The sequence below is a fragment of the Arthrobacter sp. MYb221 genome, from assembly GCF_002979835.1.
Lineage (GTDB): Bacteria > Actinomycetota > Actinomycetes > Actinomycetales > Micrococcaceae > Glutamicibacter.
In genome coordinates this window covers 118,553-130,913 of the sequence record NZ_PCPW01000003.1, presented here as the reverse complement: position 1 = coordinate 130,913, position 12,361 = coordinate 118,553, and the positions used below count along the sequence as shown (strand labels likewise).

Annotated in this window: 10 protein-coding genes and 1 tRNA gene; 9 read left to right on the top strand and 2 right to left on the bottom strand. The window is 61.5% G+C overall.

Features of this window, described 5'->3' with window-relative positions; all coding sequences use genetic code 11:
• Positions 1-63 precede the first annotated feature (63 nt).
• Positions 64-1,575, top strand: a complete 1,512-nt coding sequence (pyk, locus tag CQ015_RS05130) for a pyruvate kinase (protein ID WP_105552342.1) — start codon at positions 64-66, stop codon at positions 1,573-1,575.
• Positions 1,576-1,758: 183 nt separating this feature from the next.
• Here pyk and CQ015_RS05125 read toward each other — a convergent pair.
• Positions 1,759-1,840: transfer RNA gene (locus tag CQ015_RS05125), tRNA-Leu, on the bottom strand.
• 188 nt (positions 1,841-2,028) lie between these two features.
• Between CQ015_RS05125 and CQ015_RS05120 the strand changes: the two genes are divergently transcribed.
• From CQ015_RS05120 to CQ015_RS05105, 4 genes are all read left to right on the top strand, one after another.
• Positions 2,029-2,646 (top strand): ANTAR domain-containing response regulator, encoded by a 618-nt coding sequence (locus tag CQ015_RS05120; protein WP_096285230.1) that lies wholly within the window; start codon positions 2,029-2,031, stop codon positions 2,644-2,646.
• A gap of 310 nt (positions 2,647-2,956) precedes the next feature.
• On the top strand, positions 2,957-4,198 hold the full coding sequence (locus CQ015_RS05115) for an inorganic phosphate transporter (RefSeq protein ID WP_105552341.1): 1,242 nt from the start codon (positions 2,957-2,959) through the stop codon (positions 4,196-4,198).
• Positions 4,195-4,431, top strand: coding sequence for a hypothetical protein (locus tag CQ015_RS05110; protein ID WP_105552340.1), 237 nt, complete (start codon positions 4,195-4,197; stop codon positions 4,429-4,431). The genes CQ015_RS05115 and CQ015_RS05110 overlap by 4 nt, the downstream gene beginning before the upstream one ends.
• Before the next feature lie 71 nt (positions 4,432-4,502).
• Entirely contained in the window at positions 4,503-5,048 is a 546-nt protein-coding gene (locus tag CQ015_RS05105; RefSeq protein ID WP_105552339.1) for a dihydrofolate reductase family protein, read from the top strand.
• 7 nt (positions 5,049-5,055) lie between these two features.
• On the opposite strand, the gene CQ015_RS05100 is transcribed toward CQ015_RS05105, so the two are convergent.
• Positions 5,056-5,541 (bottom strand): hotdog fold thioesterase, encoded by a 486-nt coding sequence (locus CQ015_RS05100; protein WP_105649539.1) that lies wholly within the window; start codon positions 5,539-5,541, stop codon positions 5,056-5,058.
• On the opposite strand from CQ015_RS05100, the gene polA reads away from it, so the two are divergent.
• The 4 genes from polA (at position 5,540) to rpsA (ending at position 12,327) form a co-directional block, all read left to right on the top strand.
• A complete protein-coding gene (gene polA / locus CQ015_RS05095; RefSeq protein ID WP_105649538.1) occupies positions 5,540-8,242 on the top strand; it encodes a DNA polymerase I in 2,703 nt (900 codons plus the stop codon). The two genes, CQ015_RS05100 and polA, sit on opposite strands and share 2 nt — an antisense overlap.
• Before the next feature lie 101 nt (positions 8,243-8,343).
• Positions 8,344-9,246, top strand: coding sequence for a polysaccharide deacetylase family protein (locus CQ015_RS05090; RefSeq protein WP_105568916.1), 903 nt, complete (start codon positions 8,344-8,346; stop codon positions 9,244-9,246).
• A 67-nt stretch (positions 9,247-9,313) separates the two neighbouring features.
• The gene (locus CQ015_RS05085) at positions 9,314-10,627 is read left to right on the top strand and encodes a GNAT family N-acetyltransferase (RefSeq protein ID WP_105649537.1); all 1,314 of its coding nucleotides are present in this window, start codon (positions 9,314-9,316) and stop codon (positions 10,625-10,627) included.
• Positions 10,628-10,845: 218 nt separating this feature from the next.
• The gene (gene rpsA / locus CQ015_RS05080) at positions 10,846-12,327 is read left to right on the top strand and encodes a 30S ribosomal protein S1 (RefSeq protein WP_105552334.1); all 1,482 of its coding nucleotides are present in this window, start codon (positions 10,846-10,848) and stop codon (positions 12,325-12,327) included.
• The last annotated feature ends 34 nt before the right edge of the window (positions 12,328-12,361 follow it).

The window sequence follows — 12,361 nt, the reverse complement described above, 5'->3', positions numbered from 1 at the left end:
GCGAACCCAAACGGGTTCGCCGCATTTTGCCTATGCAAACATGAAAGGCATTTGGCTGACGGTATGAGACGCGCAAAAATTGTGGCAACATGGGGCCCGGCCCTAGCGAGCTATGAAAACACCGTAGCGGTACTTCAAGCGGGCGTAGACGTCGCCCGACTGAACATGAGCCATGGAGACTACTCCATGCATGCTCAATCCTTGGCAAACGTACGTAACGCGGCGACCGAGGTGGGGCGCGCGGTCGGCATTTTCGCAGACCTGCAGGGCCCGAAGATCCGCCTGGGTCGTTTCAAGGACGACGCCAAGTACATCTTGGAAGTCGGCGAAGAATTCACCATTACCATCGAGGACATCCAGGGTACTCGCAACCTGTGCTCGACCACCTTCAAGGGCTTGCCAACCGATGTGAAGCCGGGGGACTTCCTGCTGATCAACGACGGCAAGGTGAAGCTCAAGGCCATCGAGGTCACCGACACCGAGGTGCGCTCCGAGGTCGTGGTCGGCGGCGAGGTCTCCAATAACAAGGGCATCAACCTGCCCGGCGTTGCGGTCAACGTGCCGGCGCTGAGCGAAAAGGACGAGGACGATCTGCGCTGGGCCATTCGTGCCGGCGTCGACATGATCGCGTTGTCCTTCGTGCGCAATGCGAGCGATATCGAGCGCGTGCACGAAATCATGGACGAGGAAGGCCGCCGCCTTCCGGTGATCGCAAAGATCGAGAAGCCGCAGGCAGTTGCCGCGCTGGAAGAAATCATCAACGCCTTCGACGCGATCATGGTTGCCCGTGGCGACCTGGGCGTGGAGCTGCCGCTGGAAGATGTTCCGGTGGTGCAGAAACGTGCGGTGGAGCTCGCGCGCCGCTGGGCCAAGCCGGTCATCGTCGCCACCCAGGTGCTCGAATCGATGATCGAATCGCCGACCCCAACCCGTGCCGAGGCTTCGGACTGCGCCAACGCGGTGCTCGACGGCGCCGACGCGGTGATGCTTTCGGGGGAGACCTCGGTGGGCGCCTACCCGGTGGAGACCGTGGAAACCATGTCGCGCATTATTTCCTCCACCGAGCAGCACGGGCTGGATCGCATTCCACGTCTCGGCTCGCAGCCGAAGACCCGTGGCGGCGCGATTACCCGTGCGGCCGTGGAAATCGCCGATCAGCTCGACGCGAAATACATCGTCGCCTTCACCCAGTCCGGTGACTCCGCACGACGCCTTTCGCGCCTGCGCCCGAAGCGCCCGGTGCTGGCCTTCACCCCGCTGCAGCAGACCTACAACATCATGACCCTGATGTGGGGAGTGCAGGCACGCCTGGTGGCCTACGCGGACCACACCGACAAGATGACCGCACAGGTCGATGAGCAGCTGCTCAGCGAAGGCCTGGCCCAGATCAACGATCTGGTCTGCATCGCTGCCGGTTCCCCTCCGGGGCAAGCCGGTTCGACCAATTCGCTGCGCGTGCACAAGGTCGGGGACCTGGCTGATGCCGGTCAGCTGGTCGACGGCAAGCCAATGCCGGCGCGCGAAGTTGTCGGGCCATGGGATCCTGCGAACGTTTCGACGCCCAAGGATCTCTAAGCCGTAGCTTTGAGCCAACAAAAGTGAGCCTGCCCGCAAGATCGTTTCATCGATCCTGCGGGCAGGCTCATTCGCGTTTGGAACCAATCCATCCTCGCTGCGAGATGCATCACAGGGGCGAATAATTAAAAGAAAAAATGCCGCCGGAGAGAGTTTTCACTTTCTCCGACGGCATTCATGATGTGCCCAAGGTGGGACTCGAACCCACACATCTTTCGATACCGCATTTTGAGTGCGGCGCGTCTACCGATTCCGCCACTTGGGCGAGCACATTGACGAGTTTACTAGAGGTTTCGTAGATTTCCTAATCGATAACCTCGCGTCATCGCCCTAATAAGGGTACATGCAAGTAGGCTTAGATACGAAACGGGAGCAGCGCGGCTCGCCGCGAAATACATCTTGAATTCTGCCGGCTAACGAGGCAGGTACGCAGACCACTAAGGAAGGCGCCCTATGAGCGAGCTACCAGAAATTACCAAAATCCCTTCCGAGGCGCCTTCCGCGGCGCGACGCGTGCTCGTAGCCGAAGACGAGACGCTGATCCGCCTGGATATCGTTGAGATCTTGCGCTCCGAAGGCTATGACGTGGTGGCCGAGGTCGACAACGGCCAGAGCGCGCTGGAGAAGGCGCGTGAGTTGAAGCCGGATCTGGTGCTGATGGATGTAAAGATGCCGGTGATGGATGGCATTACCGCCGCCGAGTCGATCGTCAAGGAGCGCATCGCCCCCGTCGTGCTGCTCACCGCATTCAGCCAAAAGGAATTGGTGGAGCGGGCGCGCGAAGCCGGCGCCATGGCCTACGTGGTCAAGCCCTTCACCCCGGCCGACCTGACCCCGGCGATCGAAATCGCGATTTCGCGCAACGACGAGCTGCGTGCCCTGGAGTCCGAGGTCAGCAACCTCGCCGAGCAGTTCGAGACTCGAAAGCTTGTGGACCGGGCCAAGTCGCTGCTCATCACCAAGATGGGGTTGACCGAACCGGAAGCATTCCGCTGGATCCAGAAGACCTCGATGGACCGTCGACTGAGCATGCGGCAGGTCGCGGACACCGTGATCGATCAGGTTAAGTAGCCTCCCGCCATTGCCTGCGGCGCAGCGAGCCGCGCGAATGTGCGCCAAGCCACCTATGGTTTGGCGCACATTTTCTCTGCCCGCAAAAGCGCGATCCGGCATGAACGCGGTAATTGCCTACTTGGGCACCAAAAGTTCATGCGGAATTTGCCCGGGGTTGGTTGACTGGCCGGATTGACGTATCTGTTCAGGGGCATAAGATTGAAATTGCGCTTTGAGCCCAATCCCGCACGCCATCATCTTCGCTGGATTTTGCAGCTCTCGGCCCAAGTTCTTTTTCCTTGCCGTTCGACCCTCAGGCTGGTATTCAATGGATTTGACGCTAATCGTCGTCCTGGTCATCGCCTTGGCGTTGTTTTTCGACTTCACCAATGGTTTTCATGACACGGCCAATGCGATGGCCACCCCAATCGCAACCGGAGCAATCACTCCAAAAAAGGCTGTAGCTCTCGCTGCGGTTTTGAACCTCGTCGGTGCTTTCCTCTCTACGGAGGTAGCCAAGACGATTTCTGGCGGCATTATCAACGAAGATCCCACCACCGGCGTGCAGATCATGCCGGAAATGATCTTTGCGGGACTTATGGGCGCGGTGATCTGGAACGTATTCACCTGGATGCTCGGCCTGCCTTCAAGCTCCTCCCACGCCCTGTTCGGTGGGCTGGTTGGCGCCGCGATCGTCGGTGCCGGGTTCGGCGCCATCGACTACGGGGTGTTGCTCTCCAAGGTGCTTCTGCCGGCATTGTGCGCCCCGCTGATTGCGGGCATTTCCGCGTATCTATGCACGAAGCTTGCGTACTCGATCACGAAGCGGCAGAACGGCGCCTCGCCTAAACGCGGAGGCTTCCGCTACGGACAGATCTTCTCTTCCTCGCTCGTGGCGCTGGCGCACGGCACCAATGACGCGCAGAAGACCATGGGTGTTATCACCCTGACTCTGGTCGCTTCGGGGATGCAGAGCGCCGGCACCGGCCCGCACCTGTGGGTCGTTGCAACCTGTGCGGTGGCCATTGCCTTGGGCACCTACACCGGTGGCTGGCGCATTATCCGCACCATGGGTTCGGGGCTCACCGATGTGAAGCCCGCGCAGGGCTTCGCCGCCGAGGTTTCGACCGCCTCGGCAATTCTCACCTCATCGCACCTGGGCTTCGCCTTGTCCACCACGCAGGTGGCATCCGGCTCGGTCATCGGTTCCGGCCTGGGACGCAAGGGCGCAGAAGTGCGCTGGGGCACCGCGGGCCGCATTGCCCTGGGGTGGCTGTTCACCCTTCCGGCGGCCGCCATCGTTGGCGGTGCCGCCGCGGCGCTGACCCATATCGGCGCAGTCGGCGTCGGGATCGTCGCCGTCGTCGGCGTGGGAACCCTGCTGCTGTTCTGGTACATGTCCCGCAAGGACCATGTGGGGCACGATACCGCGATGTCCGACATCGATAATTCGGGAGCCGCGGTCAATATCCTTTCGAAGAAGGAGCGTCGCGCCCGCGCCAAGGCCGAAGCAACGGCGGCCCGGAAGCTTGCGCAGGAAGCCATGGACAAGGAAGCGGATATCTCATGATCGAATGGTCAGCTTTTCTCATCGTCGCGCTGGTCAGCTGGGTAGCTGCCATGTGCATCGTCGTCGCATACTCCTTTGGCGTGCGCCTGCTGGCGGTGGCCCGCGACGAGCACCGCAATACCCAGGTTAATAAGTACGGCGCCTACCTCTGCTTCGGACTGTGCGGGCTGATCGTGCTCTTCGGCGTGGTGCTCATCGTTCCGCAGCTGAGCGAAGCGATCTTGGGCCTCTAGGCATCCGGCACGCCCGGTGGGCGGCAAAAACTAGATATTGCCTTCGATGGAGGCACCCCTAGACTGGAGCTATGACTAGCTTCAAGTACTACGTGGGTGCCTCCATCGACGGCTTTGTGGCCGATCAGTCGGGCGACACGCATTGGCTACGCCCATTTACCGAGCTGCCCGGCTACCAGGCCGACCTTCGCGAGTTCTTCGACAGCATCGGCGCGGTGGTCATCGGCGGCAAAACCTACGAAACGATCGTGCGGGATATCGGCGAAGGGCACCTGCAATGGCCATTCGGCGCGAAGCCGGTGTGGATCTTCACGCACCATGAGCTTCCCTCGTTGCCCGACACGGACCTGACCTTCATCCGCGGTGAAATCAGTTTCTGGAGCCGTGACATTGCCAAAAGCGCCGGAGCCGGAGATGTCTGGCTCGTGGGCGGTGCGGATCTGGCCGGCGGCTTTATCGAGGCCGGAATGCTCGACGAACTCACCGTGGTGACGGTGCCGGTGTTCCTCGGCGGCGGGGTGAACATTTTCGGCCGCGATGCCAACGCGCAGCTATCCGGACTGAAAATCCGTGAACTCGGCGACGATATATTCGCCGCAAGCTACGCCGTCTCCTAGCGCTCGGCTAGCCCTCGATGGGCAGGAGCATATTGGTGATTCGGGCCGTGGCCACGCGTTGGCCTGCCTCGTTGGTGATGACGATCTCATGGGTGGTGATGCGCCGGCCCAAATGCAGCGGCGTGCACACGGCGCTGACCAAGCCCTGGCGCGCGGCCTTGTGGTGGGTGACATTCAGGTCGACTCCTACCGGGTTTGCCTTGCCCCGTGCGTGCAGGGCGGCAGCCATCGAGCCCAAGGTTTCGGCCAGCGCGGCGGATGCCCCGCCGTGCAGGATGCCCACCACCTGAGCGTTTCCTGCTACCGGCATGGTCGCGCAAACTCGATCGGCGCCAAACTCGGTGAAGTGGATTTCAAGCTTTTCGACCAGGGTGCCCACCCCGTGTCCCTGGAGAAAAGGCCACATCGCCTGCGGGACACCATGCCTAGTCAACTGCTGGGCAAAGGGGTGTGCTGAAGATTGCTCGTCGTGAGAAGTGAAATTGTCGCTCATGGCAACTAGGCTTTCAGGTGTGAGCGAAACTACCAAAACGACATTCACGTCGGACAAGAAACTTCTGATCATCGACGGACACTCGATGGCCTTCCGCGCGTTCTATGCGCTGCCAGCCGAAAACTTTGCGACAAGTACCGGCCAGCACACCAATGCCGTCCACGGATTCGTCTCCATGCTATTGACGATGATCCGCCAGCAGAAGCCCACGCACGTTGCGGTGGCCTTCGACCTGGACACCCCAACGTTCCGTTCCCTGGAATACACCGAATACAAGGGCGGACGAAATAAGACTCCGGAAGAATTCTATGGCCAGATCGACCTGATTCAAGAGGTCATGAAGGCGATGAACATTCCCAGCATCACCCTTGAAAGCTTTGAGGCCGACGACATCCTGGCCACCCTGGCAACCCAGGGCGAAGCGCAGGGCTTCGAAGTCCTTGTCGTCTCCGGTGACCGCGATGCCTTCCAGCTGATCACCGACAAGACCATGGTGCTCTATCCGAAGAAGGGCATTAGCGATATCCCGCCGATGGACGCCGAAGCGGTAGAAACCAAGTATTTCGTGCGCCCCGAGCGCTACTCGGATCTGGCCGCGCTGGTGGGGGAGACCGCCGACAACCTGCCGGGCGTGCCCGGCGTGGGACCGAAGACCGCCGCGAAATGGCTGAACCTCTACGGCGACCTCAACGGCATCCTGGAAAATGCCGACGCGATCAAGGGCAAGGTCGGCGAGAGCCTGCGCGCCCACCTGGACAACGTCACCCGCAACCGGCGGCTGAACCAGTTGCGCCACGACCTGGACCTGCCGGTGACCCTGGACGAAGCCGAACTGGTCGCGCCGAACCGCGACGAGATCGAAAACCTCTTTGACGCCCTGGAATTCAACACCCTGCGCAAGCGGCTCTTCGATCTCTTTGCCGCGCAGGAGGACGAAGAGCAGCCCGAAGCGGCGGCGTTCGAGCGACTTGAAGCGAAGGATGCGAAGGCACTGGGCGAATTCATCGCCCAGGGCGAGGGAGCGCCGATTGCGGTGCAAGCGGCGGTGACCGCGGGCGAAGCCGTCGGGGTGGCACTGTTCCGTGAGGGCAAGGCGCTCTGGCTGGAACTGTCCAGCCTGGGCGAAGACACCGAGAAGGTGCTTGCCGGCTTCCTGGCCGACGCGCAGGCACCGAAGATCTTCCACGACGCGAAACTCGCCATGCACCGGCTCTACGAGCGTGGCTTCCGCGTCGCCGGCCTAGGCGATGACACGTTGATCAGCGCCTACCTGATCCAGCCGGACCGGCGCAGCCACGAGCTGGTGGATCTGGTGCAATACCACCTGAAGTACACGGTACCGGTGCTCAAGCCGGCGAAGAAGGGCGAACTGGATCTGGGTCTCACCGCGGACCTGATCGAGCCGACGCTGGCGCAGGCACAGGCGATTTTTGATCTGTCCGCGTTCCTCGCCACCAAGCTCGCCGAAAAGCATGCCGCGGAGCTGGCCAAGGACATGGAGCTGCCGCTGATCGACGTGCTCTTCGAGATGGAGCGTGCGGGCATCGCGGTGAGCCGGGAACGCCTGGACGAGCTGCACGCGCACTTCACCTCGCAGGTGGACCAGGCCACCAAGGAAGCCTACGATTCCATCGGGCACGAGGTGAACCTCTCCAGCCCGAAGCAGCTGCAGGTGGTGCTCTTCGAAGAGCTCGACCTTCCGAAAACCAAGAAGATCAAAACCGGTTTCACCACCGATGCCGAATCCCTGCAGGATTTGCTGGTCAAGACCCAGCACCCGTTCCTGGTGGCGTTGATGGCGTACCGCGAGGCGATCAAGCTGCGCCAGACCGTTGAGGGGCTGCTCAAATCGATCGGCGACGATGGCCGGATCCACACCACCTATGCGCAGACGGTGGCCGCGACCGGACGCTTGTCCAGCCTGAACCCGAACCTGCAGAACATCCCGATCCGCTCCGAAGAGGGCCGGCGCATCCGCGACGTGTTCGTCGTCGGCGAGGGATACGAAACCCTGCTGACCGTGGACTACTCGCAGATCGAAATGCGTATCATGGCGCATCTGTCCGGCGACGAGGGCCTGATCGAGGCCTACCAGAGCGGCGAGGACCTGCACCGGTTCGTCGGTTCGCATGTCTTCGATGTGGCCCCCGAAGAGGTCACCAGCGAGATGCGTTCGAAGGTGAAGGCGATGAGCTACGGCCTGGCCTACGGGCTGAGCTCCTTCGGGCTGTCCAAGCAGCTGAAGATCTCCGTCGACGAGGCGCGCACGCTGATGAAGGACTACTTCGCACGCTTTGGCGCGGTGCGCACCTATCTGCGTTCCGTCGTCGACCAGGCGCGCAAGGACGGCTACACCGAAACGATCTTCGGCCGCCGGCGCTACCTGCCGGAGCTCAACAGCTCCGATCGCAGGCTGCGCGATATCGCCGAACGCGCGGCGCTGAACGCGCCGATCCAGGGATCCGCCGCGGATCTGCTGAAGGTCGCGATGCTGAACATTGCCAAGCTGCTGGCCGAGGGGAAGTACAAATCCCGGATGCTTTTGCAGGTGCACGATGAGCTGGTGCTGGAAATAGCCGCCGGTGAACTCGACGCGGTGCAGGAACTGGTGACGGGCGAGATGAGCCGGGCCGCCGAGCTGAAGGTCCCCTTGGACGTCCAGCCGGGCATCGGCAAGTCCTGGCATGAGGCCGAGCACTAAGAGCCCTGCTCCCGAAGCGAAGCAAACACCGCGGGGCAGGGGCATCTGATGGTGCACCTGCCCCTCGGTGCGAACCACTGTGCATGATGGAAGAGACGAACATGGAACAGCGCTCGCGCCGCTGGGCTTTGAAGGCCGGAGCCTTGGGCTTCGGGGCAGCCGCAGCGGGGCTGCTTAGCAGCTGCGCTGCACAGGTGCCCAAGGGTGCGTCGGAATCGATGGCTGCATCCTCGCCTGCTTCGACAACCAGTACCCCTGCAACCAACGCGCCCTCGTCCGTTGCCAGCCCCGCGCAGCAGTACCCCACGCGCGCGCAGATCATCGAGCAATTCAAGAATGCTCCGGCAGGCGAGTTCGGTTTGGAGGCCAAGGGGATCGAACTGGCGATGCCCACCGGGAAAAATAGGGTGGCGCTGACCTTTGACGCCTGCGGGGGAGCGCATGGTTCGGCTATCGACCATGCCCTGATCGATGCCTTGCGCGAGCGCGAGGTGCCCGCAACATTGTTCGTCAACCAGCGATGGGCCAGGAGCAACGGCAGATACTTGGCGCAGCTGGTAGACGATCCATTGTTTGAAATCGCAAATCATGGAACCTCGCATGTTCCATTGACCATAGATGGGCAAGCGGCCTACGGAATTTCCGGAACTCGTTCGGTGGGCGAAGCCTACGACGAGGTCATGGGCAACCAGCGGTATCTGAACGATGAGTTCGGGGTGGCGGCGCGGTTTTTCCGATCGGGCACCGCGCATATGGATGAGGTCTCAGCGGCGCTGTGCCGCCAGCTGGGACTGATCCCGATGAACTTCACGGTGAATCTGGATGCGGGCGCGACCTTCCCGGCAGCAACGGTGGCCGCACAATTTCAGTTGCTGAAGGACGGCGGCGTGGGGATCGGGCATTTCAACCAACCGGCGTCAGGCACGGCCCGGGGGATCGCTCGCGGACTGGCTGGTGCCCTCCAGGACGGACTGGAGTTCGTTAAGCTCTCCGAAGCCTGGTGAACCCCTTGCGCCGCACCGGCGCTAGCATAGACTGTGATCAGCCACATATTTCCTGCCGAGGAGCACGATGGAATTAGCAAGCAAGCCGAAGCTGGAAACCCGGACCTACCAGGCCACCGTCCGCAGCCCCGAGCTCGATGAATCGATCAAGCTGTTCCACCAGGCCACCGGGATCGGCTTCTATGAGCAGCTGCCCGAAGAGAACCAGTGGTCGAACTACCTGGATCTGACCTACGCGCTGAAAATGCGCTTTTCACTGGTGTTCGATCCAGCTGCCGAGCCGCACTCGCGACATGCCGCGCACCCGGTGCACACCTATGGCGCGTTCCCAGGGCTGCTCAATGCCGGCGGCCAGGCGCCCGTTGCAGCGCACAAGATTACTGCGGTCACGGTCGCTCCGAGCTATCGGCGGCGCGGAATCCTGTCGAGGCAGATCACTGCCGACCTGGCTTATGCCCAGCAGGCGGGATTCCCGATTGCGGCGTTGACCGCGTCGGAGGCGACCATTTACGGGCGGTACGGCTTCGAGCCAGCCACCTACCAATGCCGATTCACGCTCAAGTGCGCCCACGGGGTCAAGCTGCGGGTGCAGGTGCCTGGACAGGTGATCGACATCGATCCGAAGCAGTTCGGAGCCGAGTATGCTGCGCTGGCCGTGCGTGCGCTGGAGCAAACCTTCGGTTCCGTGGACAGCACCGAGTACGACAACGGCTTCGCCCTGGGACGCTGGGACACTTGGGAGACCTTGGATAAGCCGAAGAACCTGCGCTTCGCCGCTTATTACGACGGCGCCGGCCAGCTCGGTGGTTTCGCCGCCTACAAGTTCGGCGGATGGGATGAGCCCAAGGCAAAGCTGGTCGTGCAAAAGCTGGTGGCCACGAGCGACGCCGCCCGCTTCAAGCTCTTCGAGTACCTGGGCAAACATGACCTGGTCGAGGAAGTGCACGGCCAAGGCCCTGTGGCGGATCCACTGCGCAATGTACTGGATAACGTGCGGGACTACCAGGTGCGTTCGATCGATGATGTGCTGTGGCTTCGGGTGCTTGACGTTGCCGCTGCCTTCGAAGCCCGCGGCTACCAGCGTGACGGCCGTCTGCTGTTGTGCGTGAATGATCCGATGAACCTGATCTCCGGAACCTACCTGTTCGACGTGTCCGATTCCCGCGCCACGGTGAGCCGAATCGAGGAAGGGCAGGCCGAATCCGATCTGCCGCGGGTGGCGCTGTCGGAGCGGGATCTGGCTGGACTGTATCTGGGCACTGTTCAGCTGGACCTCCTGCTTGCGTCAGGACGCGCTGAACTGGAAGGCGGAGGAACAGCAGGGCCGTGGCTGGACTTATTCAGCACGGCTTGCGAGGGATTCACTCCGCACGGTTTCTAGTGGGACGGGTCGCATTAACCGGCAGATATGACGAAGTTCACAAAACGCTTGCGAGGATGTTGGCGGGTTACGCTTTGACCCGCCGTGTGCTAGGCGCGTAGACTTGAACAGCGTGCCATGGCTTTGTCGTGTCCGCATTCATGTTCTACCCCCTTCGAAATTCCGGGACTTCCGGGGTTTCGACTGATCAAATCTATCCACATCGGAGTCCCTACTACATGACCATCACCTCGAACGAGAACAGCAGCGCACCAGTTGTCGCAATTAACGACATCGGATCCGCTGAGGACTTCTTGGCCGCAGTCGATGCCACCATCAAGTACTTCAACGATGGTGACCTCGTCGAAGGCACCGTCGTCAAGGTTGACCACGACGAAGTTCTGCTCGATATCGGTTACAAGACCGAAGGTGTCATCCCTTCCCGCGAGCTTTCCATCAAGCACGACGTTGACCCAGGTGAAGTTGTCACCGTTGGCGACAGCGTCGAAGCCTTGGTCCTGACCAAGGAAGACAAGGAAGGCCGTCTGATCTTGTCCAAGAAGCGCGCTCAGTACGAGCGTGCCTGGGGCGACATCGAGAAGATCAAGGAAGAAGACGGCGTCGTTACCGGTACCGTCATCGAGGTTGTCAAGGGTGGCCTCATCCTGGACATCGGCCTGCGTGGCTTCTTGCCAGCATCGCTCGTCGAGATGCGCCGTGTGCGCGACCTGGCTCCGTACATCGGCCAGGAAATCGAAGCCAAGATCATCGAGCTGGACAAGAACCGCAACAACGTTGTGCTTTCCCGCCGTGCATGGCTCGAGCAGACCCAGTCCGAGGTCCGCTCGACCTTCCTCAACAAGCTGGAAAAGGGCCAGGTTCGTCCGGGCGTCGTTTCCTCCATCGTCAACTTCGGTGCATTCGTGGACCTTGGCGGCGTAGACGGTCTCGTCCACGTTTCCGAGCTGTCCTGGAAGCACATCGACCACCCATCCGAGGTTGTCGAAGTTGGCCAGGAAGTCACCGTCGAGGTTCTCGAAGTCGATCTGGACCGCGAGCGCGTTTCGCTGTCGCTGAAGGCTACCCAGGAAGATCCTTGGCAGACCTTCGCCCGCACTCACGCGCTGGGCCAGGTTGTACCAGGTAAGGTCACCAAGTTGGTTCCATTCGGTGCGTTCGTTCGCGTCGAAGACGGCATCGAAGGCCTTGTCCACATCTCCGAGCTTGCAGTGCGCCACGTTGAACTGGCCGAGCAGGTTGTCTCCGTGGGCGACGAGCTGTTCGTCAAGGTCATCGACATCGACCTGGAGCGCCGCCGCATCTCGCTGTCGCTCAAGCAGGCTAACGAAGGCGTGGACCCAGAGGGTACCGAATTCGATCCAGCTCTGTACGGCATGGCCGCAGAGTACGACGAAGAGGGCAACTACAAGTACCCAGAGGGCTTCGACCCAGAGTCGAACGAATGGCTCGAGGGCTTCGACACCCAGCGCGCCGCTTGGGAGGCACAGTACGCTGCCGCTCAGGAGCGTTGGGAAGCTCACAAGAAGCAGGTTGTTGCCGCAATCGCTGCCGACGCAGAAGCAGAGCCTGCTGCTGCCGGCGAAACTGCCGCAGCTGCTGCTCCAGCATCGTACTCCTCGGAGGCTCCAGCCACCGATGCAGGCACCCTGGCTTCGGACGAAGCACTGGCTGCCCTGCGCGAGAAGCTGACCGGCAACTAATTTCTGTTGCTGCGCTGAGCTTAGCGTCAAGCTA

Coding starts and splice junctions, on each gene's coding strand:
- pyk (WP_105552342.1), top strand. CDS start 64: ATGAGACGCGCAAAAATTGTGGCAACATGGGGCCCGGCCCTAGCGAGC.
- CQ015_RS05120 (WP_096285230.1), top strand. CDS start 2,029: ATGAGCGAGCTACCAGAAATTACCAAAATCCCTTCCGAGGCGCCTTCC.
- CQ015_RS05115 (WP_105552341.1), top strand. CDS start 2,957: ATGGATTTGACGCTAATCGTCGTCCTGGTCATCGCCTTGGCGTTGTTT.
- CQ015_RS05110 (WP_105552340.1), top strand. CDS start 4,195: ATGATCGAATGGTCAGCTTTTCTCATCGTCGCGCTGGTCAGCTGGGTA.
- CQ015_RS05105 (WP_105552339.1), top strand. CDS start 4,503: ATGACTAGCTTCAAGTACTACGTGGGTGCCTCCATCGACGGCTTTGTG.
- polA (WP_105649538.1), top strand. CDS start 5,540: ATGGCAACTAGGCTTTCAGGTGTGAGCGAAACTACCAAAACGACATTC.
- CQ015_RS05100 (WP_105649539.1), bottom strand. CDS start 5,541: ATGAGCGACAATTTCACTTCTCACGACGAGCAATCTTCAGCACACCCC.
- CQ015_RS05090 (WP_105568916.1), top strand. CDS start 8,344: ATGGAACAGCGCTCGCGCCGCTGGGCTTTGAAGGCCGGAGCCTTGGGC.
- CQ015_RS05085 (WP_105649537.1), top strand. CDS start 9,314: ATGGAATTAGCAAGCAAGCCGAAGCTGGAAACCCGGACCTACCAGGCC.
- rpsA (WP_105552334.1), top strand. CDS start 10,846: ATGACCATCACCTCGAACGAGAACAGCAGCGCACCAGTTGTCGCAATT.